The organism is Microbacterium sp. PRC9 (assembly GCF_031844125.1).
In the GTDB taxonomy this organism is placed as follows: domain Bacteria; phylum Actinomycetota; class Actinomycetes; order Actinomycetales; family Microbacteriaceae; genus Microbacterium.
In genome coordinates, this window is record NZ_JAUZUR010000004.1 from 146,441 (window position 1) to 170,476 (window position 24,036).

The window sequence follows — 24,036 nt, forward strand, 5'->3', positions numbered from 1 at the left end:
ACGGGACAAGTCTATTCCGTTATGCGCGGACCTGCCCGGCACCCCGCGCGAGCCACTTCGAGCTCGTGAGTTCGGCGAGGCCCATGGGGCCGCGCGCGTGCAGTTTCTGCGTCGAGATGCCGACCTCGGCGCCGAAGCCGAACTCGCCGCCGTCGGTGAACCGGGTCGAGGTGTTGGCCATCACCACGGCTGAGTCGACCTCGGCGAGGAAGCGCGCCTCGTTGGCGGCATCCTGCGTCACGATCGACTCCGTGTGGTGGGTCGAGTACCGGCGGATGTGCGCCAGCGCGTCGTCGAGGTCGTCCACGACACGCATCGCCAGATCGAGGCTCAGGTACTCGGTCGCCCAGTCCTCGTCGGTCGCGGGTGTGACGCCCGCAGCCAGGCGCTCGACGGTCTCGTCGCCGTGGACGGTGACGCCGCTCTGCTGCAGGGCCTCGACGACGGGGCCGACGAGGCGGTCGGCGGCGCCGCGATGCACGAGCACGGTCTCGACCGCGTTGCACACGCTCGGCCGCTGCGTCTTGGCGTTCACCACGATGTCCCGCGCCCAGTCGAGCGGCGCCGTCTCGTCGAGGACGATGTGCACGACGCCCGCGCCGGTCTCGATGACCGGGACCGACGACTCGGTCACGACCGTCTCGATCAGCTGCGCGCTGCCGCGCGGCACGAGGACGTCGACGACGCCACGGGCGTGCATCAGCTCGCGCGCTCCCTCGCGGCCGAACTCGTCCACCGTCTGGATGGCCTCGGGGTCGATCCCTCGATCTGCCAGTGCGCCGCGCATCGCGCGCACCAGCGCCGCGTTCGTGTGCTCGGCCGCCGTGCCGCCCCGGAGCACGACCGCGTTGCCGGACCGCAGGGCGAGGGCCGCGATGTCGACAGTGACGTTGGGTCGCGCCTCGTAGATCGAGCCCACCACGCCGAAGGGGACGGCGATCTTGGTGAGCGAGACGCCGTTCGCCAGGGTGCGCTCGTCGAGGACCCTGCCCACCGGGTCGGGAAGCGCGGCGATCTCGCGCACCGCCGCGGCGAGGGACGCGACGCGCGGCTCATCGAGCCGCAGTCGATCCTGCAGGGCCGTCGACAGCCCGGTCTCAGCTCCACGCCGGAGGTCATCCGCATTCGCCGCCACGATCTCCGCCGCCGCAGCCTCGATCGCGTCGGCGATCGCGAGGAGCGCATCGCGCTTCGCTTCGTCGCCGAGGAGGCCGATGCTGCGTGCGGCGTCCTTGGCGAGCAGCATCCGTTCGCGTGCCGTCGTGGCGGTGGTGGTCATCCGCCCAGTGTATCGACCGCCGTGCGCACAGGACCGGTCGCGGCGGGCGCTGTGGGCTCGGGGTTGGGCTGGAACCACGTGCCGATCTCGTTGCCCGACAGCGCCTCGCCGACGAGGTCCGCGCTCGTGACGAGGACGCCGATCCCGGATGCTGCGGCCAGCCGTGCTGCGGACACCTTGGTCGCTGCTCCCCCGGTGCCGACGCTGTTGACGACGACCGAGCCGAACTCGAAGCCGTGCAGGTCGTCGCCGTACGTGACGCGCGGGATCGGCCGCGCTCCGGGCTCGTCGGGCGGACGCGTGTAGAGGCATTCGATGTCGCTCAACAGCACCAGGGCGTCGGCGCCGATCAGCTGGGCGACCATAGCGGCGAGCCGGTCGTTGTCGCCGAAGCGGATCTCGTGCGTGGCGACGGTGTCGTTCTCGTTGACGATCGGGAGGATGCGCAGGCCCAGGAGCCGTTCCATGGCGCGGCGCGCGTTGGAGCGGTGAGTCGCGTTCTCGAGGTCGCCCGCGGTGAGCAGCACCTGACCGGCGACGATGCGGAAGGGCCGGAGCGACTCCTGGTACCGGTAGATGAGCACGTTCTGGCCCACCGCGGCCGCCGCCTGCTGGGTGGCGAGGTCGCTCGGACGCTCGTCGAGGAGCAGATACGGCATCCCTGTCGCGATGGCGCCCGATGAGACGAGCACGACCTCGGTGCCGCGCCCGTGGGCGGCTGCGAGGGCGTCGACGATCGGCTTGATCTTGTGGGCGTTGTCGCCGCTGATCGACGAGGATCCGACCTTGACGACGACCCGTCGGGCGAGCGGGAGGTCGCTGCGCTCCCGCGTGCTCACTCCTCGTCCTCCCGGTCGCGGTAGCGCTCGGCGATCCGCTCGGCCTCGAGCTCGGCGCGCGCGTCGGCCTTGGCGTCCATCATGTCGTGGTAGCGCTCGCGGCGCTCCGAGGTGGTGCGACGGGTGTCGCGCAGCAGACGCGGGTCGGTGCCGCGCGGGGCGGTCATCAGCTCCGCGTTCGACGAGATCGAGGGCTCCCAATCGAAGACGATGCCATCGCCCTCGCCGATCACGACGGTGGCGCCCGGGGTCGCGCCGGCGCGGAACAGCTCGACTTCGACGCCCAGCTTCTCGAGGCGGTCTCCCAGGTAGCCGACGGCCTCCTCGTTCTGGAAGTCGGTCTGCTGCACCCACTTGAGCGGCTTGTCGCCGAGGATGCGGTAGATGTTCCCGTACGTGCCGCCTTCGACGCGGACCGAGAACTCCTTCTCCGAGCCCTTCGGCCGGATGACGATGCGCTCGGGCGCAGGAGCCGCCGCCTGCTCGGCGCGGTGCTTCGCGACGATGTCGCCGAGTGCGAAGGTGAGCTGACGCAGTCCTTCGTGGCTCACGGTCGAGATCTCGAACACGCGGAACCCGCGGGCCTCCAGGTCGGGGCGGACGAGGTCGGCGAGATCCTTCGCCTCGGGGACGTCGACCTTGTTGAGCGCCACCAGCTGCGGGCGCTCGAGCAGCGGCAGCTGCCCGTCGGGAACAGGGTAGGCGGCGAGCTCGGCGAGGATGACGTCGAGGTCACTGAGCGGGTCACGGCCGGGCTCGAGCGTCGCGCAGTCGAGGACGTGGACGAGCGCCGTGCACCGCTCGACGTGGCGGAGGAACTCCAGCCCCAGGCCCTTGCCCTCACTCGCGCCCTCGATGAGCCCCGGCACGTCGGCGACGGTGAAGCGCTGCTCCCCCGCCTGAACGACCCCGAGGTTCGGGTGGAGCGTGGTGAACGGGTACTCGGCGATCTTGGGCCGTGCGGCGGAGATCGCGGCGATGAGGCTCGACTTGCCCGCCGAGGGGAAGCCGACGAGCGCCACGTCGGCGACGGTCTTCAGTTCGAGGAGGACATCGCCCTCCCAGCCGGGGGTGCCGAGCAGTGCGAAGCCCGGCGCCTTGCGCTTGGGGTTGGCGAGCGCGGCGTTGCCGAGCCCGCCGAGACCACCGGGGGCGGCGACGAAGCGCATGCCCGGCTCGATCATGTCGACGATCACGTCGCCGGAGGTGTCCTTCACGACGGTGCCGACGGGCACGGGCAGCTCGAGCGGCTCGCCCGCGGCACCTGATCGGTGGTCGCCCATGCCGAAGCCGCCGTTGCCGCTGGAGCGGTGCGGCGAGTGGTGGTAGGACAGCAGCGTCGTGACCTGCGGGTCGGCGACGAGGACGACGTCGCCGCCGTGGCCGCCGTTGCCGCCATCGGGTCCGGCGAGCGGCTTGAACTTCTCACGCTTGACCGACACGCAGCCGTTGCCGCCCTTGCCGGCACGCAGGTGAAGCGTCACCCGATCGACGAACGTGACCATGCGGTCCCCCTGAGGTCTTGATGCTTCCCGGTGGTCCGGGAAAGGGATAAAGGGAAGGGGCGAGCCGAAGCCCGCCCCTTCCGGAAGTCTGTGAGACTCGCTGGATTACTCCGCGACCGCCACGATGTTGACGACCTTGCGGCCGCCCTTCTGGCCGAACTCGACCGAGCCCGCGGCCAGTGCGAACAGCGTGTCGTCGCCACCGCGGCCGACGTTGGCGCCGGGGTGGAAGTGCGTGCCGCGCTGGCGAACGAGGATCTCGCCGGCGTTCACGGCCTGGCCACCGAAGCGCTTCACGCCGAGGCGCTGAGCGTTGGAGTCACGACCGTTACGGGTGGAGCTTGCGCCCTTTTTGTGTGCCATCTCTGCGTCTCCTGTGGCTTTACTTGATGCCGGTGACCTTGACGCGCGTGAGGTCCTGACGGTGCCCCTGGCGCTTCTTGTAGCCGGTCTTGTTCTTGAACTTCTGGATCACGATCTTGGGGCCGCGCTCCTCGCCGAGCACCTCGGCGGTCACGGTGACCTTCGCGAGCTTGTCGGCGTCGGTCGTGACCGTGTCACCGTCGACGAAGAGCACCGCGGGGAGCTCGATCTTGTCGCCGATCTTCGCGGCCTGACGGTCGAGAACGACGATCGTGCCGACCTCGACCTTCTCCTGCCGGCCGCCGGCGCGCACAACTGCGTAAACCACTTCACACCTGTTTCTTCTGGGAGCGCGCGCACGCACTCGGGGACGTCAACGAAGACTTGGTGCGGATATCTCGACGCACCAAGGGTCTACTTTATCAGATGCCGGAACACTCCGCGAAAGCGCGCCGGGCCGTGTCGCGGGATCAGGTGCGTAGGATCTGGACGTGGCGATCCTCATCGACGATCCTCTGTGGCCGGCGCACGGTCGTCTGTGGGCGCATCTGGTGACCGACACCGACCTCGCGGAGCTTCACGCGTTCGCCGCCGCGAACGGCATCCCTGCGCGCGGCTTCGACCTCGACCACTACGACGTGCCCGAAGAGGCGCACGCGCGTCTGGTGGCGGCCGGCGCGCTGCACGTCAGCGGTCACGAGCTGGTGCGGCGCCTCATCGCATCCGGTCTTCGTGTGCGGGGGCGCGACCGCCGCTGACTCACCGGGCCGCCGCCGCCGACAGCTCCAGGACGTCTGCCGCGCGGCCGGGGCCGTCCATGGCACGGATCGCGTCGCCCAGCCGCTGCGCGCGCACGCGGGTGGGACCATCGGCCAGCGTCCGCCGGATCGCGCGCCGGATCGTGGCGGGCTCCGTCCGCCGCGACATCGTCGCTCCCACACCCGCGCGGGCCACGGCACGGCCGATACGCGGCTGGTCGGAGGTCGGCTCCAGGGGCAGCGTGAGCACCGGCAGGCCATGGGCCAACGCGGCCAGAGTGGTGCCGTGTCCGCCGTGACCCACCACGAGGGAGGCCTCCGGGAAGAGCTCGTCGTGCGGCATCCATTCGTGCACTTCGATGCCGCGGGGCACCCGCACCTCCCCTAACGTGACCGCCGGGCCGAGGGTGGCGATCACCCGCAGGTCGAGGCCGTCGACGGCGTCGAGCAGCCGCTGCCAGGTCGCGACGAGCTCGGAGAACCGGAAGGTGCTGAGGCTCAGCACGACCGTCGGCGCGGCGGGCTGTGCGGCGACGGCGCGCGTCATCGCTCCCGCGTACACGACCGCGCCCGGCGTCGCAGCGAGCTCGCGCTGGGAGGGGAACGGGATGTCGAGACCCGGGACGGATGCCACGACGATGGGCATCGCGTGCCGGCGGGGTGTCGCCACGCGGACCCCGCATGGCCAGACCATGGCGCCGAGCACCCGCGATCCCGACGCAAGGAAGTCGTGCATCGTGTGCTCGAGCACGGCGAAGCGCTGGTCCATCCGGTCCAGGACGTCGAGGACGGCGAGCAGCATGCAGTCGACGACCACGACATCGGCCGGGAAGGCGGCCAGCTGCGCGACCGTGTCATCGGCGAGGCCGTGGTCGGTGAACAGCCGGAGCATGCCCGCGGGGCGTGGATCGAGCACGAAGCCGGGTGCGCTCGCGAACGCCGTGAAGGGCAGACCGGCGGCGCGGTAGGCGCTCGCCTGGGAGTCGTGGCCGAGGACGCGGACATCGTGCCCACGCCTCACGAGCGCACGCGCGATGGTGATGGTGGGCATGCGGTTGCCGCCGCCGTCCCACGTCACGAACACGTAGCGCGCCATCGCGCCCCCGATCCCCAGTTCCCGGGACTCACCCTATCGAGGGGGCGTGAGGGCCGACAGAGGGGCGCCGTCCCGGCCTGGGGCCGGGACGGCGCGAGATGCTCAGTCCTCTGACGGCGTGTGGGGAACCGGGGTGCCCGTGAGTGCCGCGGTCGTCACGCGACGACGCGCGCGTCCCTGCCCCGGAGCCTTGGGCTCGGGAAGGGCGTTCAGCACCGAGTCGAGGAGGAGGTCCTTCTCGGTGCGGTTCTCCTTCTTCGCGCCGGAATCCTGACGCTTCTTGCGCGGCTTCTTCGGGCGCTCGGCCGGAGCCTGCTCGACGACGGGGGCCGCCTCGACGTGCGGAGCCTCCTCGCTGTGGTGGATCGTGGATGCCGCGATCTGTGCGAGCGCCGACTTCACGCCCTCCGTGATCACGTGCGTGCCGTTCGAGCCGCCGCCGGTCGTGGGCGCCGGCGCGCCGCCCCGCGGGCGACGGCCGGACGACGGCGCACCGCTCGCGGCGGGCACGCGATGCTTGACGACGGGGTCGTGGTGCACGATCAGGCCGCGCCCGGCGCAGACCTCGCACGCCTCGCTGAACGTCTCCAGGAGACCCAGTCCGAGCTTCTTGCGCGTCATCTGCACGAGACCGAGCGAGGTGACCTCGGCGACCTGGTGCTTCGTCCGGTCGCGGCTCAGGCACTCGACGAGACGGCGCAGCACGAGATCACGGTTGGACTCGAGCACCATGTCGATGAAGTCGACGACGATGATCCCGCCGATGTCGCGCAGGCGCAGCTGGCGGACGATCTCCTCCGCGGCCTCGAGGTTGTTCTTCGTGACCGTCTCTTCGAGGTTTCCGCCCGAGCCGACGAACTTGCCGGTGTTGACGTCGACGACGGTCATCGCCTCGGTGCGGTCGATGACCAGCGAGCCGCCGGAGGGCAGCCACACCTTGCGGTCGAGCGCCTTCTCGATCTGCTCGGTGACGCGGAACACGTCGAACGGGTCGTGCTCGCCCTCGTACCGCTCGACGCGCTCGAGGAGGTCGGGCGCCACGGACTCGAGGTACTTCGAGATGGTGTGGTGCGCGTCCTCGCCCTGGATGAGCATCTTCGAGAAGTCCTCGTTGAAGACGTCGCGGACGATCTTGACGAGGAGGTCGGGCTCCGAGTGCAGCAGCGCCGGCGCCTGGATCGTCTCGATCTGCTTCGAGATGTGCTCCCACTGGTTGGTGAGGCGCTGCACATCGCGCGTCAGCTGGTCCTCCGTGGCGCCCTCCGCGGCGGTGCGCACGATCACGCCCGACGACTCGGGGAGCACCTCCTTGAGGATCTTCTTGAGGCGCGCGCGCTCGGTGTCGGGCAGCTTGCGCGAGATGCCGTTCATGTTGCCGCCCGGCACGTACACGAGGTAGCGGCCCGGAAGCGAGATCTGGCTGGTCAGACGCGCGCCCTTGTGCCCGACGGGGTCTTTCGTGACCTGCACCAGCACACGGTCGCCGGTCTTGAGCGCGAGTTCGATGCGGCGCGGCTGGTTGCCGGTCTCGACGGCATCCCAGTCGACTTCGCCCGAGTACAGCACGGCGTTGCGGCCGCGCCCGATGTCGACGAACGCCGCTTCCATGCTGGGCAGGACGTTCTGCACGCGGCCGAGGTACACGTTGCCGATCAGCGACGCGTCCTGGTTGCGCGCGACGTAGTGCTCGACCAGCACGTTGTCTTCAAGCACGGCGATCTGGATGCGACCGTTGCGCGAGCGCACGATCATGTCGCGGTCGACGGCCTCACGACGGGCGAGGAACTCCGCCTCGGTCACGACCGCACGACGGCGACCTGCCTCGCGGCCGTCACGGCGGCGCTGCTTCTTGGCCTCGAGACGCGTCGAGCCCTTGATGCGCTGCGGCTCGGTGATGAGCTCGACGGCGCGCTGACGCGGCTGCGACGGCTCGGCGGGCGCGGATGCCTCGTCCCGGCCCTCCCCGCGACGACGGCTGCGGCGGCGCGAGGTGCTCGACGACGCTGCGGCCTCGGGCTCCGGCTCGGGCTGCTGACGGCCCGGACGCGCCGGAAGCGGCGCGATCTCGGGCGCATAGAACATGAGCTGCGTCGACACGGCGGACACGAAGACCTCGGGGAGAAGCCCCAGGGTCACCGCGGTCACGGCTTCGGGCTCGGCGGGCGCCTCCGGCTCGGCAGGAACGTCGGCCTCGGCGGACGCCTCGGGGGCGGACGCGGCTTCGGGATCGCCGTCGGCCGGTGCCTCGGCGTCGGCCTCAGCCTCGGCCGCGGGCTCGCCCTCGTGCTCAGGCGCCGCCTCGGCCGCGGGCTCAGCCGCGGGCTCGGCGTCGACCGCGGGCTCGGGCGCCACCTCGGTCGCCTCCGCCGGGCTCTCCTCGGACTCCGCGGAGACCTCGACGGTCTCCTGCGGCTCCTCGACCGGCGAGTCCGCGTCTGCCGCGGGTGTCGCCTCGTCGCCCGCTGTGGTCAGCGGCGCGTCCGGTTCGGTCTGAGAGGTGAATTCTGCATCTGTTCCATCGGCCATCACTGGCGTACTCCTAGCGGGGCGACACCGCGCGTCGCCCGGCGAAATCTCGTGCAGCGCCGCCCATGCCCCTCTGGACGGGGCGGTGCCGCGAACTCACTCGGTCTGCAGCGGTCGTCCGGCGCTAAGCGGATGCTCGCGCTGCCAAGGGCATTCGTCGCCCTGAAGTCTTCTGGTGATGATCGTCACGGCGCGGCCGTGAGTCATCGCCCCCCATTATCGCACTTACACCGCCAGAATGCCCATTCGCCCGACGACCGCGCCTTCCCCACGCCGCAGATCGGCGTTTTGCCACGGCGCGGGGGTGCGGCATCCGTGCAGAACTCGATGCCATAATCCGAGGCATGCCCGAGCAGCAGACCCACACCCGTCCGACCGGACTCGCCGTATGGCTCGTCATCGCGGGTGTGATCGGCTGGTGGGCGGCGTTCTCGCTGACGTTGGAGAAGTTCGAGAAGCTCGCGAACCCCGACGCGATCGCGTCGTGCGACCTGAGTGTGCTGGTGCAGTGCAGCGCCAACCTCGAGTCGTGGCAGGGCAGCGCGTTCGGGTTCCCGAATCCGGTCCTCGGACTCACCGGCTGGGTGGCCCCGATCGTCGTCGGCATGGCGATCCTCGCGCGGGCCCGCTTCGCGCGGTGGTTCTGGTGGTGCTTCTGGGGCGGGATCGCCTTCGCGTTCGGGTTCGTGATCTGGCTCATCAGCCAGAGCATCTACGCGCCCAATCTGCACACGCTGTGCCCGTGGTGCATGGTGACCTGGGCCGTCACGATCCCGACGTTCTACGCGGTGACGCTCCACATGCTCCGCGCCGGCCTCGTTCCGGCATCCGACCGGGTCCGCGACGTCGCCGACCGGCTGATGGTGTGGGTCCCGCTGGCGGCGATCGTGAGCTACGCGATCATCCTGCTGCTGGCGCAGCTCGAAATGAACGCCGTCGTCAACATCTGGCAGACGCTGTTCGGCTGACCCCGCAGGCGCGTCCGGGGCCAGCCGACTGAGCGATCAGCCGAACCAGATCTCGAGCTCGCGCGCGGCGGACTCAGGGCTGTCGGAACCGTGCACGAGGTTCTGCTGCACCTTCAGGCCCCAGTCGCGGCCGAAGTCGCCGCGGACGGTGCCGGGCGCGGCCGTCGTGGGATCGGTCGTGCCTGCGAGCGAGCGGAATCCCTCGATCACGCGGTTGCCGGCGAGCCGGATCGCGACCGACGGGCCCGACATCATGAACTCGAGCAGCGGCTCGTAGAACGGCTTGCCCTCGTGCTCGGCGTAGTGGCGCTCGAGCCTCTCACGGTCGGGCTCGACGAGGCGGATGTCGACGAGGGCGTACCCCTTCGCCTCGATGCGGGCGAGGATCGCGCCGGTGAGGCCGCGAGCGACGCCGTCGGGCTTGACGAGGACGAGGGTCTCTTCGATGGGCATGCGGGACCTTTCGTTGCTGATCAGGCGTGGGGAGGAGGATCCGCCGCGAGGCGCGCGTTGCGCCGGTCGAGAGCGGCCCCCTTGATCGTCGCATACCCGTACATGCCGCCGAAAATGAGCGCGACGATGGCGAGCGCCGGCACGAGGAAGGCGCCGAGCAGCACGACGACCTGCAGCACCCACCCGAGCACGATGCCCCACCGGTAGCGCACGACCCTCGTCGTGAGGATCATCAGCACGGCCAGTCCGGCCCCGGCGACGATGCCCCACCACGGCTCGATCGACGCGGGGAACGCCTTCAGACCGTAAACGGCCAGACCTCCGAGGAAGACGACGATCGACTCGAAGCCGAGCACGATCGTCGCGAGCGACTCCGCCGCACCGCGGGGGCGACGGGCCTTCGGCTGCCTCTCGCCGGTCACGCGTTCCACCCGGCCTTCCAGTCCTCGTCGGCAGCGAGCGCGAGGGCCTCCCCCGCGAGCACGACCGACCCCGCGATCACGACGCCACGTCGATCGGATGCCGCGGCCCACGCCCGCGCCGCCTCCGCGGCATCGGCGAGGTCGCTGTGAACCGAGACGCGCAGATCGTGCGCCTCCGCGAGGTCGGCGATGGCATCCGCGTCCTCCGCCCGCTCCGAGTCAGGGGCGGTGGCGAACACCTGGGCGGCGACGGGTGCGATCTCGGACACGATGCCGGCGGCATCCTTGTCGGAGAGCACACCGAGCACCACACCCCACTCGTCGAAGTCGAACGCCTCGCGCAGCGCGGTGACGAGAGCACGCGCACCGTGCGGATTGTGTGCCGCGTCGACCAGCACGGTCGGTGCGGCACCGACGAGCTGGAGGCGTCCGGGCGAGGTCACTGCGCCGAGGCCTTCCGCCAGCACGTCCCCGGCGATCGGCTGCGACGCACCGCCGACGAGCGACTCCACCGCCGCGATCGCGAGCGCCGCGTTGAAGCCCTGGTGGGCGCCGTAGAGCGGCAGGTACTCGTCCTCGTAGGTGCCGGCGAGGCCGCGCACGCTGATCTGCTGCCCGCCGACCGCGAGGCGCTGCTGGGCGAGTGCGAACTCGGAGCCCTCGAAGGCGATCGAAGCGCCGTGGGCGGCCGCAGCTTCGCGCAGCACCGCCTCGGCGGCGGGATCCTGCCGAGCCGACACCACGGCTGCGCCGTCCTTGATGATGCCTGCCTTGACGCTCGCGATCTCGGCGATCGTGTCGCCGAGCCGGTCCGCGTGGTCGAGGTCGATGGGCGCGAACACCGCGACGTCACCGTCGGCGGTGTTGGTGGAATCCCACGACCCGCCCATGCCGACCTCGAGCACGAGCACGTCGATCGGCGCGTCGGCGAACGCGACGAACGCGAGCACCGTCAGGAGTTCGAAGAACGTGAGGGGTGCATCGTCGCTCGCGGCGAGCTCCGCATCCACCAGCTCCACGAACGGTGCGATCTCGTCCCACGCGTCGGCGATCGCCGCGTCGTCGACCGGCTCGCCGTCGACCATGATGCGCTCGGTGAACCGCTCGAGGTGCGGACTGGTGAACAGGCCCGTGCGCAGGCCGTGTGCGCGCACGAGAGTCTCGATCATGCGGCTGGTCGACGTCTTGCCGTTGGTTCCGGTGACATGGACGACGCGGTACGTCTTCTGGGGGTCGTCGAGCAGCTCGAGCACGCGCCGCGTGCGCTCCACGCGCGGCTGCACCCACCGCTCTCCCTGGCGCTGCAGCAGCGCCTCGTAGACGGCGTCGGCGCGCTTGCGGTCGCGATCGCTCATGCTGTGGCCTCCGTCCGGCCGACCGAGACGGTGAAGGCGCCGCGGTTGGCATACGTTCCCGCGTCGACCACCGCCTCGAACTCGATGGGTGTCCCGGAGTCACCGGCTGCTGCGAGCTCGGCTGTCCGCGTGCGCACGCTGTGGGCGAGCGCGAGCGTCTCGCCTGCCACGTCGGCGATGTCGAAGGCCGCGGAAACCGCCTCGCCGTCGGCCTCGTCGTCGAACACGAGGCCGAGGCGGATGCGGTCGCTCACATCGAAACCTGCCGCCTTGCGGGTGTCCTGGACGGCGCGGATCACGTCGCGGGCCAGACCTTCCGCCTCGAGCTCGGGCGTCGTCGTCGTGTCGAGCAGGACGAAGCCCTCGCCCGCCAGAAGGGCGATCGCCGTGCCGTCGGCGACGCCGCCGGCCTCGAGCGTGAGGTCGTACTCCCCTGGCTCCAGCGCGATGCCGTCGACGACCACGACACCGTCGCGCTCCTCCCACACGCCCGCCTTCGCGCCCGAGATCACGTGCTGGACCTGCTTGCCCAGGCGTGGACCCGCGGCGCGCGCGTTCACGCTGAGTCGCTTGCTGATGCCGTAGCGCTCCGCGACGTCGTCGCCGAGCTCGATGAGCTCGACCGACTTCACGTTGAGCTCGTCGCGCAGGATGCCGTCGAACTGCGCGAGGGACGCAGCATCCGCAACCGCCACCGTCAGGGTGGGAAGCGGCAGGCGCACGCGACGGCCCTCCTTCTTGCGCAGCGCGTTCGCGACGCTGGATGCCTCGCGGACGGCGTCCATCGCGGCGCGGATGTCGTCGGCCGCGGGGAAGGCGTCGGCGTCGGGCCAGTCCTGCAGGTGGACGCTGCGTCCGCCGGTGAGGCCCTGCCAGATCTTCTCGGAGACCAGCGGGATGAGCGGCGCCGCGACGCGCGTGAGCGTCTCGAGCACGGTGTAGAGCGTGTCGAACGCCTCGCGGCTCTTGGCGTGATCGGGGCTGCCGTCGGCGGAGACGCCCACCCAGAACCGGTCGCGCGAGCGGCGGATGTACCAGTTCGTCAACGCCTCGGCGAAGTCGCGGACCTTCGCCGCGGCGAGCGTCGAATCGAGCACCTCGAGGTCGGCGGCGACATCGCGCACCAGGTCGCCGGTGAGCGCCAGGATGTAGCGGTCGAGCACATCCGTCGAGTCGGTGCGCCACGACGCCTGGTAGCCCTCGCCACCCGCGCCGCCGGCCGCATTGGCGTACGTCGCGAAGAAATACCACGCGTTCCAGAGCGGCAGCAGGAACTCCCGCACGCCGGCGCGGATGCCCTCCTCGGTCACGACGAGGTTGCCGCCGCGCAGCACGGAGCTCGACATCAGGAACCAGCGCATCGCGTCGGATCCGTCGCGGTCGAACACCTCACTGACGTCGGGGTAGTTGCGCAGCGACTTCGACATCTTGAGCCCGTCGCTGCCCAGGACGATGCCGTGGCACGACACGCCCGTGAACGCCGGGCGGTCGAACAGCGCCGTCGAGAGCACGTGCATCACGTAGAACCAGCCGCGCGTCTGCCCGATGTACTCGACGATGAAGTCGGCCGGCGAGTGCTCGTCGAACCACTGCTGGTTCTCGAACGGGTAGTGCACCTGCGCGTACGGCATCGACCCCGAGTCGAACCATACGTCGAACACGTCCTCGATCCGGCGCATCGTGCTCTTGCCGGTCGGGTCGTCCGGGTTCGGGCGCGTCAGGTCGTCGATGTACGGGCGGTGCAGATCGACCTCGCCGTCCGCGTTCGTCGGGAGACGCCCGAAGTCCCGCTCGAGCTCCTCCAGCGACCCGTAGACGTCGACGCGCGGGTGCTCCGGGTCGTCGCTCTTCCACACCGGGATCGGCGAGCCCCAGTACCGGTTGCGGCTGATCGACCAGTCCCGCGCGCCGTCGAGCCACTTGCCGAACTGGCCGTGCTTGACGTTCTCGGGCACCCACGTGATCTGCTCGTTGCCCGCGAGCATGCGGTCCTTGATGTCGGTGACGCGCACGAACCAGCTCGACACCGCCCGGTAGATGAGGGGGTTCCGGCAGCGCCAGCAGTGCGGGTACGAATGCTCGTAGCTCGCCTCGCGCAGCAGGCGCCCCTCCTGCTTGAGCAGGCGGATGAGCGGACGGTTCGCGTCCATCCACAGCTCGCCGGCGACATCCGTCACCTGCGGCAGGAAGCGCCCGCCGTCGTCCAGGCTCATGATGAGGGGGATGCCGGCGGCCTCGGTCACGCGCTGGTCGTCCTCACCGAACGCCGGCGCCTGGTGGACGATGCCGGTGCCGTCGCCCGTCGTGACGTAGTCGTCGACGAGCAGGCGCCACGCGCTCTGCGTGCCCCAGATCGAGGCATCCGCGTAGTAGTCGAAGAGGCGGTCGTACGTGACGTTCTCGAGGTCGGCGCCCAGCACCGTCTGCTCCACGGCTTCGCGCGCGGCCTCGACGGAGTCGTACCCGAGGTCCTTCGCGTAGCCCGCGAGCAGATCCTCGGCGAGGAGGTATCGGTGCGCGGTGGCGCCCTCGGGATCGTCCCCCGCCGGGACGTCGGCCGCCCCGTGGGGACCGCCGGGAACGACGGCGTAGCGGATGTCGGGACCCACCGCGAGGGCGAGGTTCGTGGGCAGGGTCCACGGGGTCGTCGTCCACGCGAGCGCACGCACGCCGGTGAGCCCGAGCGCCTCCGCCTTCACACCGGTGAGCGGGAACGTGATGGTGACCGACGGGTCCTGGCGCATCTTGTAGACGTCGTCGTCCATGCGCAGCTCGTGGGCCGAGAGCGGCGTCTCATCGCGCCAGCAGTACGGCAGCACGCGGTGCCCCTCGTAGGCGAGGCCCTTGTCGTAGATCGTCTTGAACGCCCACAGCACGGATTCCATGTACGTGAGGTCGAGCGTCTTGTACCCGCGCTCGAAGTCGACCCAGCGCGCCTGGCGGGTGACGTAGTCCTCCCACTCCCGGGTGTACGCCAACACCGACTCGCGCGACTTGGCGTTGAACGTGGCGATTCCCATCGCCTCGATCTCGCTCTTCTCCGTGATGCCGAGCTGCTTCATCGCCTCGAGCTCCGCCGGGAGGCCGTGCGTGTCCCAGCCGAAGACGCGATCGACCTTCTTGCCGCGCATCGTCTGGAAGCGCGGGAAGACGTCCTTCGCGTAGCCGGTCAGCAGGTGGCCATAGTGCGGCAGCCCGTTGGCGAAGGGCGGGCCGTCGTAGAAGACCCACTCCTCGGCGCCATCGCGCTGGTCGATGGACGCGCGGAAGGTGTGGTCGGCCTCCCAGAACGCGAGCGTCTGCTGCTCGATCTCGGGGAACCGGGGGCTCGGAACGACGGCGGCCGGCGCGGCGTCGGCCGCGGGCCCGAAGGCGGAGGGGCGGGGGTAGGTCATCTTCTCTCGCAGGTGCTCGCTCGTGTGCTTCCTGCGGGGACGACACTGCCTGGATCCCTGACCAGACGCACCGCGGTACCACCCTGCATTGACGCTCGGGCCCTTCGACAGGCTCAGGGACCGAGACGCCCTCTCTCACAGCGGCTATGACGGGCCTGACCCGCTCGGTTCTACTGGGGGCGCCACGTGCGTGGGGTCCTGTTCTTCCGAGAGCTCCCCGGTGATGGCCGGATCCGCGCTGGTCCGACGAGTCTACCGTGGCTGTGCAAGAGGGAATGCGGCACCCGCCGTCGGGGTTTCTGGACTCGTGCCAAGATTGACGCCCGTGACCGCAGCAGCACCCGAACCCGCGCTCGCCCTCGAGACCGCCCCGACGCGTCGCGTCGCGTGGGCGTCGATGGTGGGCACCTCCCTCGAGTCCTTCGATTTCTACCTCTTCGCCTACTTCTCGGCGTTCTTCGTCGGCCCTCTGTTCTTCAACCCGCTGGGTGATTTCGGCGCGACCAGCGCGGCCTTCCTCACCATCGCCCTCGCGTTCGTCGTGCGCCCGATCGGTGCGGTGATCTTCGGCTACATGGGCGACCGGCTCGGCCGCCGCGCGACCCTGCTGTGGACCGTCGCCATCATGGGTGTCGCGACCGGCGGCATCGGCCTTCTCCCCACCTATGCGCAGGCGGGCTGGCTGGGCGCCGTCCTTCTGATCCTCCTCCGCATCGTGCAGGGCCTGTCGCTGGGCGGGGAGTGGGGCGGCTCGATCCTCATCGCCACCGAGAACTCCGGACCCGTCAAGCGCGCCTTCTACGCCGCGGTCCCCCAGCTCGGATCGCCCGTCGGCTCGATCCTGTCCGCGACGGTGTTCCTCGTGCTGACGGCAGTCCTCCCGGCGGAGCAGATCGCGCAGTGGGGCTGGCGCATCCCGTTCCTCCTCGCCATCCCGCTGCTGCTGGTGTCGCTGTACCTGCGGTGGTCGATCACCGAGACACCGGTGTTCGAGCGCGTCGTCGCCGAGGGGCGCCGCGACCGCGTCCCCTTCCTCACGATGTTCGCGAAGCGCCCCGGCGCCATGGCCATCGCCATCGGCGCCGCCCTCCTCGGCATCGGGTCGTACTCGCTGATGAACACGTACACCGTCAACTACGGCGTGGACCAGCTGGGCTTCAGCTTCCAGGACCTGCTCATCGCGACCACGATCGGCGGCCTGCTGCAGCTCGTCACCATCCCGCTGTTCGGCGCGTGGGCCAGCCGTGTCGGCTCCGCGAACGTCGTCGCGTGGGGCGCCCTGGGCACACTCCTCATCACGTTCCCGATGTACTTCCTCCTCCAGTTCGCGACCTTCCCGATCCTCATCGCGACGATGCTCGTCGGCGGCATCCTGCCGACGATGGCCTGGGCCGCGCTCGGGGGTCTCATGAACGACCTCTTTCCCGATCGCTTCCGCTACTCGGCGCTGTCGTTCGCGTACGCCCTGGCGGCGACGATCAGCGGCTTCGTGCCCTACCTCACGTTCGAGCTCGGCGTGGCCACGGGCTTCGCGTGGTGGCATCCCGGGGTGATCCTCGCCATCATGTCGGTCATCACCCTCGTATCCGCGTGGCTGGCCTCCCGCCGCAGCGTCGAGCCCGAACTCGCGAGCGACCCGGCGACCGCGACGACTGGCGCCTGAGCGAAGACGAATGAAAGCGAGCGGATGCCGGAACCTCCGGCGTCCGCTCGCTTCTGCCGGTGCACGGGCACCCGGGTAGAATCGAGCGACATCCCACACTCAGGCACGCTCACACAGTGCCGCACATATCGCCTCGAGGAGACGCCATGACCGACGCCCGCCCCGCACAGGGTCAGATTCCGGACAAGCCCGCGCTGGAGGGCCTCGAGGAGAAGTGGGATGCTGCCTGGTCCGGGCAGGGCACGTACCTGTTCGACCGCGCTCGTGCCGCACAGGTCGGTCGCGCAGGCGTGTACTCGGTCGACACTCCCCCGCCCACGGCGTCCGGGAGCCTGCACATCGGGCACGTGTTCTCGTTCACGCACACCGACCTCAAGGTGCGCTACGAGCGCATGCGCGGGAAGACGGTGTTCTACCCGATGGGCTGGGACGACAACGGGCTCCCCACCGAGCGCCGCGTGCAGAACTACTACGGCGTTCGCTGCGACCCGTCGCTGCCGTACGACGCCGACTTCACGCCGCCGTTCGAGGGCGGCGACAACAAGTCGAGCCGCGCCGCCGACCAGGTGCCCATCAGCCGCCGCAACTTCATCGAGTTGTGTGAGAAGCTCACCGTCGAGGACGAGAAGCAGTTCGAGGCGCTCTTCCGCCAGTTGGGCCTCAGTGTCGACTGGACGCAGACCTACCGCACCATCTCCGACGACACGATCCGCACGAGCCAGCGCGCGTTCCTGCGCAACCTCGAGCGCGGCGAGGCGTACCAGGACCTCGCGCCGACGATGTGGGACATCGACTTCCGCACCGCCGTGGCCCAGGCAGAGCTCGAGGACCGCGAACAGCAGGCGTCGTTCCACACCATCGACTTCCCGTTCGCGGACGGCTCCGGTGCGATCACGATCGAGACCACTCGTCCCGAGCTGCTTCCCGCGTGCGTCGCGATCGTCACCCATCCCGAGGGTCCCCACAAGCACCTCATCGGCACGAAGGTGCGCAGCCCCTTCTTCGGCGCCGACATCGAGATCCACGGCCACCACCTCGCGCAGCCCGACAAGGGCACGGGCGCGGCGATGGTCTGCACCTTCGGCGACGTGACCGACATCGTGTGGTGGCGGGAGCTGCGCACCACCGACGGCCGCCACCTGCCGAACATGACCACGATCGGACTCGACGGGCGCTTCCTGCCCCAGGCGCCTTCGATCGTCGCGAACGCGGAGGCGAGCGCGTGGTATGAGGCGGAGATGGCGGGCAAGACGGTCTTCTCCGCCCGCAAGGCCCTGGTCGAGAAGCTGCAGGAGACCGGCGACATCTCCGCCGTCGGCAAGCCGTTCAGCCACGCGGTGAAGTTCTTCGAGAAGGGCGACCGTCCGCTGGAGATCGTCTCGACGCGCCAGTGGTACATCCGCAACGGCGCGCGCGACGCCGAGCTGCGCGACAAGCTCATCGCGCTCGGACAGCAGATGTCGTGGCATCCCGATTTCATGCGGGTCCGCTACGAGAACTGGACCAACGGTCTCACCGGCGACTGGCTCGTGTCGCGCCAGCGCTTCTTCGGCGTTCCGATCCCGCTGTGGTACGGGCTCGACGAGAACGGCCAGCGCGACTACGACCGCGTGCTCACCCCTGACCTGGCGTCCCTTCCCGTCGATCCGTCGACCGACGTCCCTCCCGGCTACAGCGCCGACCAGCGCGGCGTCGCGGGTGGCTTCGACGGCGAGAACGACATCTTCGACACGTGGGCGACGTCGTCGCTCACGCCGCAGCTCGCGGGCGGCTGGGATCGCGATCCGGAGCTCTGGAGCCTCGTGGCACCGTTCGACGTGCGCCCGCAGGGCCAGGACATCATCCGCACGTGGCTGTTCTCGACCATGCTGCGCAGCGCCCTCGAGGACGACCGTGCGCCCTGGTCGGATGCCGCCATCTCCGGCTTCATCGTCGACCCCGACCGCAAGAAGATGTCGAAGTCGAAGGGCAATGTCGTCACGCCCGCCGACATCCTGGCGCAGCACGGCTCGGACGCTGTGCGGTACTGGGCGGCCTCGAGCCGTCTGGGCACCGACGCGGCCTTCGACCCGCAGAACCCGACGCAGATCAAGATCGGCCGCCGCCTCGCGATCAAGGTTCTCAACGCCGCGAAGTTCGTGCTGTCGTTCCCGGTGCCCGAGGGCGCCGAGGTGACCCACGCCCTCGACGCATCGATGCTCGCGACGCTCCACGGCGTCGTGCGCGACGCCACGAAGGCGCTCGAGAACTACGACCACGCGCGTGCGCTCGAGGTGACCGAGTCGTTCTTCTGGACGTTCTGCGACGACTACCTCGAGCTCGTCAAGGAGCGCGCGTACAACCAGACCGACGCCGGGCAGGCCTCCGCCGCACTCGCGCTGCGCCTGGCGATGTCGGCGCTGCTGCGGCTCCTCGCCCCTGTGCTGGCGTTCGCGGCCGAAGAGGCCTGGTCATGGTTCAACGACGGTTCGGTGCACACCGCAGACTGGCCCGTGGCGCCTGAGGAGGAGTGGGGCGACCCCGCCGTGCTGACCGCCGCGAGCGCGGCGCTCATCGGCATCCGCCGCGCGAAGACCGAGGCGAAGGCCTCGCAGAAGACCGCGGTCGCCCGCGCCGTCCTCGCCGGACCGGCCGCCGCGCTCGATGCGCTGCGTCTCGCGGAGGGCGACCTCAAGGCGGTCGGCCGGATCGCCGAGATCGAGTACGCCGACGCCGATGCCGTCTCCGTCACGGAGATCGAGCTCGCCCCTCAGGAGGTCTGACATGCAGCTCGGAACACGCTGGACCTCGGGCGACGAACCGCCGAAGGCCGTCCCGGCCGCGCTGGTGCGCGGCATCCGTTCCGTCGATGAGACGATCCCCGCCGACCAGCTGGGTCAGCCGCGTCCGCGCTGGACGCTCACGTGGCTGGAGGGCAAGCCGATCGCAGAGCTCGACACCGGCGTGATCGTGTCGCTGGACGCCGACGGCGAAGCCGTCGTCCGGCATGATCCGGACGACGGCTTCGCGTAAGCCTCAGCGGCTCATTCCTCCGGTGCGTCGTGATGCGACGCCGAGAGGAGCAGCCGGACGGCGAACAGGGTCGCGACGAGAGTCACTCCCGCGGCGATGAGGAACGGCAGCCGCAGATCGATGCGGGCGACCCAACCGCCCAGAAGCGTCGCGAACGGGAAGATGCCCCACGTGAAGGTGCGGGTGATCCCCAGCACGCGTCCGAAGATGTGACCCGGCACGATCGTCTGGCGCAGCGCCCCCCACGGCACGTTCCACACGGAGACGGCCGCGGCCATGAGGCCGTACGCGATGGTTCCCGTGATCGCCTCGGGCGCCGCCCACACCGCCGCGAGGCTGATGGCCGCGACGACGTTGGCGCCGAGCATCACCGGGCCGCGGCCGAACTTCGCGACGAGCGACGAAGCCACCAGCGACCCCGCGAGTCCCCCGAGCCCGATCCCGGCGGTGACGACGCCGATCGCGGCCGCAGGCACGTGCTGCACGTCGAGGAAGTACAGGTACACGGGTGCCTGGGCGAACGCGAAGGCCGAACCGACGATCGAGGTGAAGATCACCATCGAGCGCAGGAACCGGTGGTTCCAGAGGTACACGAAGGCGTCGCGAGCCGAGACGTTCGAAGAAGCAGGGGCAGCAGCATCCGTCTCCGCAGCCTCTTCGGAGGCCGCCAGCGGGTCGCCGGCTGCGACCGCCGCCTCAGCCCGCACGGACGTGGCGCGAGCATCGCGCAGCGGACGAGCGGCTGAGAGCGGGAGCATCACCGCGAGCACGATCGGGATGAGGTAGCCCGCAGCGCCCACCCACAGCGGCAGCGCGAGGGAGATCGCGAACAGCACGCCGCCGATCGGCGATGAGATGAAGCTGTCGATCGTGATCTGCGCGGCCTGCATCCAGCCGTTCGCGCGATCCAGTGCCGGCCGCTTGACGACCGCCGGCATGATCGCGTTCGTCGCGTTGTCGAACAGCGTCTCGCCGAGACCGAAGACGAGCACGCCGGCGAACAGCCACCAGATGTCGAGCGCCCCCGAGACGGTGAGCACAGCGAGCCCGACCGCAGCGAGTCCACGGATGCCGTTGGCGATGGCCATGATCCAGCGGCGGTCGAACCGGTCGACGAGCATGCCGGCGGGCAGGCCGAAGACGAGCCACGGGAGGAACGCGAGCGCGGTGATCGCCGAGATGGCGAGCGGGTCTCGGGTCAGGGTGGTGGCGATGAGCGGGACCGCCACGCGACCGAGGCCGTCCGCGAGGTTGCTGAACGCGGCCGCGGTCCACAGCTTTCCGAAATCGCGGCCGAGCGGGACCCTGCGTGCCCGCCCGGCCGACGATCCGGTCCGCTCTGCCGTGTCGACGCTGTCGCTCATCGCGGCAGCAGCCCCATCGCGGCGCGGGCCTCGGCTTCACGTCGAGCCCCGATCGCGGCGGCCTGTGCGGTCAGTGCGCGACGCTCTTCGGCGTCGTCTCGCTTCTCGACGCGTGCGACGACGTACGCGTCGAGAGCGGATGCTGCGCGCAGCAGCGCGCGGTCGAATCGGGTGGCGGATGCCCGGAACCCACGTGCCGCGAGTTCGTCTGCCGTGATGGCGGTCATGACTGTCCTCCTATTTGCGGGAGCGGGAACAGGTCGGCCCGGATGGTGACGGGGCGGACGTTCTCGCCTGTCTGATTGCGGTAGTTGTCGACGGTCTCGTCGATGAGCGCCATGATCTTGAGCGCCAGGTCTTTGCTCTGCTCGGGGGTGAGGCGCGCGGTCGCGGTGGAGATCAGCGTGCCGTCCTGCCACATCTGGTCCTCGCCGCCGATCCCGCGGTTGACGAAGTCGAGCAGCTGGTCGTTGCGGTTGCGCAGGAACTCGTTCATCACGACCTGCGTCGCCGCACGACCGGCGGGCGTCGCCATCGCATCCGGGTTGGCGAACGACACGCCGCCGACGGGACGCTCCCACCACCGCTCGCGGCCGGTGCCGCGGTCTTCGGCCTCCCGGATGAGGTCTTGCTTGGCGAGCGCGCGGAGGTGATAGCTCGTCGACCCGCTGGACTCCCCCAGCCGCTCCGCCAGAGAGCTCGCCGTCTGCGGGCCGTACTGGCTGAGGATGTCGTAGATCTTCACGCGCAACGGGTGCGCCAGAGCGCGGAGCGCCCCGGAGTCGAGGACGCGATCCTGGTTGTGTCGCTCCTCGGTGCGGGCGGCGGCATCCGCAGTCTCGGGTGTGTCGTTCTCTGCCATGACCTCAGATTAGCGATGCAAAGAGTTCTTTGCAAGTACTTCTTTGCAATCAATTGTTTGCAAGTGGATCTTTGCAAAAGAGTCGCGGCATAGCCGATCCGCGTGACTAGGCTGGACGCCATGCCGAACGAGAACCCGCTCCTGTCTCCCAGCACGCTGCCGTATGGACTGCCCCGGTACGCGGTCATCCGCCCTGAGCACTACCTGCCGGCGTTCGAGCAGGCGTTCGCGGATCACACCCGCGAGGTGGCGGCGATCACGCGCGTGCGCTCGATGCCGACGTTCGAGAACACACTGGTGCCGCTGGAAGAGAGCGGACGTCTTCTGGGTGACGTCGCCCGCACGTTCTACACCGTGTCTTCGGCCGACGCGACGCCCGAGATCCAGGAGATCGAGGAACAGCTCGCGCCCCTCATGTCGGCGCACCAGGACTCGATCCAGCTCGACTCGGACCTGTTCTGGCGCATCAGGACGATCCACGAACAGCTCGATGAGCTCGATCTGTCGCCCGAGCAGCGGTACCTCGTGGAGCGCCACCACACCGAGATGGCGCACGCCGGCGCGGGACTGGACAACACGGCGAAGCAGCGTCTCACGGAGCTGAATCAGCGGCTTTCGACCCTGACGACACAGTTCGAGAAGAACCTCCTTGCCGACACCAACGACCTCGCGATCGTGTTCGACGACGCGTCCGAACTCGACGGGCTCTCGGAGGGCGAGCTGTCGGCAGCGGCGCAGGCCGCCGCGGACCGCGGACTCGATGGGAAGTGGGTCGTGACCCTGACGCTCTTCACGGGGCATCCTTACCTGTCGAGCCTGACGGACCGCGGATCCCGTGCGCGCCTGCTCGCGGCATCACGCTCCCGGGGCTCGCGCGGCAACGAGCACGACAACCGTGCCACCCTGCTCGAGATCGTCCGCCTCCGCGCCGAGCGGGCGGCCCTGCTCGGCTACGACTCTCACGCGTCGTACATCACGTCGGACGAGACCGCCGGCTCCCCCGCGGCGGTCCACGACCTCCTGCGCCAGCTCGCCGCACCTGCCGCACGCAACGCCCGGCGCGAGCAGGCCAAGCTGCAGGCCATCGTCGACGCCGAGCCGGAGCCGTTCTCGCTGGAGGCGCAGGACTGGGCGTTCTACACCGAGAAGGTGCGCGCGGCCGAGTACGACCTCGACCGCGCCGCGCTGCGGCCGTGGTTCGAGGCGGAGCGGGTGCTCCAGGACGGCGTCTTCCGGGCCGCCACCGATCTGTACGGCATCACGTTCGCCGAGCGCCCAGACCTCGCCGGCTATCACCCCGACACCCGCGTGTTCGAGATCCACAACGCCGACGGATCGACGCTCGGGCTGTACATCCTCGATCTGTACACGCGTGACACCAAGCGCGGCGGCGCATGGATGAACTCGATCGTGCTGCAGTCGCGGCTGCGCGGCACGCAGCCGATCGTGGTCAACAACCTGAACGTGCCGAAGCCCGCCGAAGGGCGGCCCACGCTGCTCAGCCTCGACGAGGTGACCACGCTGTTCCACGAGTTCGGACACGCCCTGCACGGACTGTTCGCGACCGTGACGTACCCGCACTTCGCCGGCACCAACGTCTACCGCGACTTCGTCGAGTTCCCGAGCCAGGTCAACGAGATGTGGATCTACTGGCCCGAGATCCTCGCCTCGTATGCCCGCCACATCGACACCGACGAGCCGCTGCCCGCCGAGATCGTCGAGAAGCTGCATGCGTCGGAGGCGTTCAACCAGGGCTTCGCGACGAGCGAGTACCTCGCGGCGGCATGGCTCGACCAGGCGTGGCACTCGCTGTCGGTCGACGGCGCCGCGGCGGACATCGACGTCGCGGACTTCGAGGCGGCCGCACTCGCCGACATCGGCCTCGACAACGCGGTCGTGCCGACCCGCTACTCGTCGACCTACTTCGCCCACGTCTTCTCGGGCGGTTACAGCGCCGGCTACTACTCGTACATCTGGAGCGAGGTGCTCGACGCCGACACAGTGGAATGGTTCCGCGAGAACGGCGGCCTCCGTCGCGAGAACGGCGATCGCTTCCGCGGCCGGCTGCTGGGGGTGGGCGGTTCGAAGGACCCGCTCGAGGCCTACCGCGACTTCCGAGGCCGCGACGCCGAGATCCAGCCGCTGCTCGAACGCCGCGGACTGGCAGGGTAGCCGA

General features: G+C 69.8%; 20 protein-coding genes. 6 read left to right on the forward strand and 14 right to left on the reverse strand.

Annotation, left to right across the window (positions count from 1 at the left end; genetic code table 11):
* Positions 1-19: 19 nt before the first annotated feature.
* The 5 genes from Q9R33_RS09980 to rplU all read right to left on the reverse strand — a co-directional run bounded on the left by Q9R33_RS09980 (position 20) and on the right by rplU (position 4,314).
* Positions 20-1,279 (reverse strand): glutamate-5-semialdehyde dehydrogenase, encoded by a 1,260-nt coding sequence (locus Q9R33_RS09980; protein ID WP_311293652.1) that lies wholly within the window; start codon positions 1,277-1,279, stop codon positions 20-22.
* Positions 1,276-2,118, reverse strand: coding sequence for a glutamate 5-kinase (gene proB, locus Q9R33_RS09985; RefSeq protein ID WP_056367438.1), 843 nt, complete (start codon positions 2,116-2,118; stop codon positions 1,276-1,278). The genes Q9R33_RS09980 and proB overlap by 4 nt, the downstream gene beginning before the upstream one ends.
* Positions 2,115-3,623 (reverse strand): GTPase ObgE, encoded by a 1,509-nt coding sequence (gene obgE / locus Q9R33_RS09990; RefSeq protein ID WP_310246856.1) that lies wholly within the window; start codon positions 3,621-3,623, stop codon positions 2,115-2,117. Before obgE ends, proB begins: the two co-directional genes overlap by 4 nt.
* Positions 3,624-3,728: 105 nt before the next feature.
* Complete coding sequence (rpmA, locus tag Q9R33_RS09995) at positions 3,729-3,986, reverse strand: 50S ribosomal protein L27 (protein ID WP_045302739.1); 258 nt, start codon at positions 3,984-3,986, stop codon at positions 3,729-3,731.
* 19 nt (positions 3,987-4,005) lie between these two features.
* A complete protein-coding gene (gene rplU, locus Q9R33_RS10000) occupies positions 4,006-4,314 on the reverse strand; it encodes a 50S ribosomal protein L21 (RefSeq protein ID WP_026059456.1) in 309 nt (102 codons plus the stop codon).
* Positions 4,315-4,477: 163 nt separating this feature from the next.
* On the opposite strand from rplU, the gene Q9R33_RS10005 reads away from it, so the two are divergent.
* Positions 4,478-4,744 (forward strand): DUF4031 domain-containing protein, encoded by a 267-nt coding sequence (locus Q9R33_RS10005; RefSeq protein WP_310291060.1) that lies wholly within the window; start codon positions 4,478-4,480, stop codon positions 4,742-4,744.
* A 1-nt stretch (position 4,745) separates the two neighbouring features.
* Here the strand turns inward: Q9R33_RS10005 and Q9R33_RS10010 are convergent, their stop codons facing one another.
* Positions 4,746-5,840: a glycosyltransferase gene (locus Q9R33_RS10010; protein WP_311293653.1), complete on the reverse strand. Its 1,095-nt coding sequence runs from the start codon at positions 5,838-5,840 to the stop codon at positions 4,746-4,748.
* A 102-nt stretch (positions 5,841-5,942) separates the two neighbouring features.
* On the reverse strand, positions 5,943-8,366 hold the full coding sequence (locus Q9R33_RS10015) for an Rne/Rng family ribonuclease (protein ID WP_311293654.1): 2,424 nt from the start codon (positions 8,364-8,366) through the stop codon (positions 5,943-5,945).
* A gap of 344 nt (positions 8,367-8,710) precedes the next feature.
* On the opposite strand from Q9R33_RS10015, the gene Q9R33_RS10020 reads away from it, so the two are divergent.
* Entirely contained in the window at positions 8,711-9,334 is a 624-nt protein-coding gene (locus Q9R33_RS10020; protein WP_311293655.1) for a vitamin K epoxide reductase family protein, read from the forward strand.
* Between the two features lie 36 nt (positions 9,335-9,370).
* Here the strand turns inward: Q9R33_RS10020 and ndk are convergent, their stop codons facing one another.
* The 4 genes from ndk to ileS are packed head-to-tail and all read right to left on the reverse strand — an operon-like array spanning position 9,371 to position 14,959.
* Positions 9,371-9,787 (reverse strand): nucleoside-diphosphate kinase, encoded by a 417-nt coding sequence (gene ndk, locus Q9R33_RS10025; RefSeq protein ID WP_311293657.1) that lies wholly within the window; start codon positions 9,785-9,787, stop codon positions 9,371-9,373.
* Positions 9,788-9,807: 20 nt separating this feature from the next.
* Positions 9,808-10,218 carry a DUF4233 domain-containing protein gene (locus tag Q9R33_RS10030; RefSeq protein WP_056367445.1) on the reverse strand — a complete coding sequence of 137 codons (411 nt, stop codon included), beginning with the start codon at positions 10,216-10,218 and terminating at the stop codon, positions 9,808-9,810.
* A complete protein-coding gene (locus tag Q9R33_RS10035) occupies positions 10,206-11,564 on the reverse strand; it encodes a folylpolyglutamate synthase/dihydrofolate synthase family protein (protein WP_311293658.1) in 1,359 nt (452 codons plus the stop codon). Before Q9R33_RS10035 ends, Q9R33_RS10030 begins: the two co-directional genes overlap by 13 nt.
* Complete coding sequence (gene ileS, locus Q9R33_RS10040) at positions 11,561-14,959, reverse strand: isoleucine--tRNA ligase (protein WP_311293659.1); 3,399 nt, start codon at positions 14,957-14,959, stop codon at positions 11,561-11,563. The genes Q9R33_RS10035 and ileS overlap by 4 nt, the downstream gene beginning before the upstream one ends.
* Positions 14,960-15,284: 325 nt before the next feature.
* On the opposite strand from ileS, the gene Q9R33_RS10045 reads away from it, so the two are divergent.
* The 3 genes from Q9R33_RS10045 (at position 15,285) to Q9R33_RS10055 (ending at position 19,634) form a co-directional block, all read left to right on the forward strand.
* On the forward strand, positions 15,285-16,622 hold the full coding sequence (locus Q9R33_RS10045; protein WP_311293660.1) for an MFS transporter: 1,338 nt from the start codon (positions 15,285-15,287) through the stop codon (positions 16,620-16,622).
* A 146-nt stretch (positions 16,623-16,768) separates the two neighbouring features.
* Positions 16,769-19,384 carry a valine--tRNA ligase gene (gene valS, locus Q9R33_RS10050; RefSeq protein WP_311293661.1) on the forward strand — a complete coding sequence of 872 codons (2,616 nt, stop codon included), beginning with the start codon at positions 16,769-16,771 and terminating at the stop codon, positions 19,382-19,384.
* Position 19,385: 1 nt separating this feature from the next.
* Positions 19,386-19,634, forward strand: a complete 249-nt coding sequence (locus Q9R33_RS10055; RefSeq protein WP_056367450.1) for a hypothetical protein — start codon at positions 19,386-19,388, stop codon at positions 19,632-19,634.
* Between the two features lie 11 nt (positions 19,635-19,645).
* Here the strand turns inward: Q9R33_RS10055 and Q9R33_RS10060 are convergent, their stop codons facing one another.
* The 3 genes from Q9R33_RS10060 to Q9R33_RS10070 are packed head-to-tail and all read right to left on the reverse strand — an operon-like array spanning position 19,646 to position 21,860.
* Entirely contained in the window at positions 19,646-20,998 is a 1,353-nt protein-coding gene (locus tag Q9R33_RS10060) for an MFS transporter (RefSeq protein WP_311293662.1), read from the reverse strand.
* Complete coding sequence (locus Q9R33_RS10065) at positions 20,995-21,225, reverse strand: hypothetical protein (protein ID WP_311293663.1); 231 nt, start codon at positions 21,223-21,225, stop codon at positions 20,995-20,997. Before Q9R33_RS10065 ends, Q9R33_RS10060 begins: the two co-directional genes overlap by 4 nt.
* Complete coding sequence (locus tag Q9R33_RS10070; RefSeq protein WP_311293664.1) at positions 21,222-21,860, reverse strand: helix-turn-helix domain-containing protein; 639 nt, start codon at positions 21,858-21,860, stop codon at positions 21,222-21,224. The genes Q9R33_RS10065 and Q9R33_RS10070 overlap by 4 nt, the downstream gene beginning before the upstream one ends.
* 120 nt (positions 21,861-21,980) lie before the next feature.
* On the opposite strand from Q9R33_RS10070, the gene Q9R33_RS10075 reads away from it, so the two are divergent.
* Positions 21,981-24,032, forward strand: a complete 2,052-nt coding sequence (locus Q9R33_RS10075; protein ID WP_311293665.1) for a M3 family metallopeptidase — start codon at positions 21,981-21,983, stop codon at positions 24,030-24,032.
* Positions 24,033-24,036: the final 4 nt, after the last annotated feature.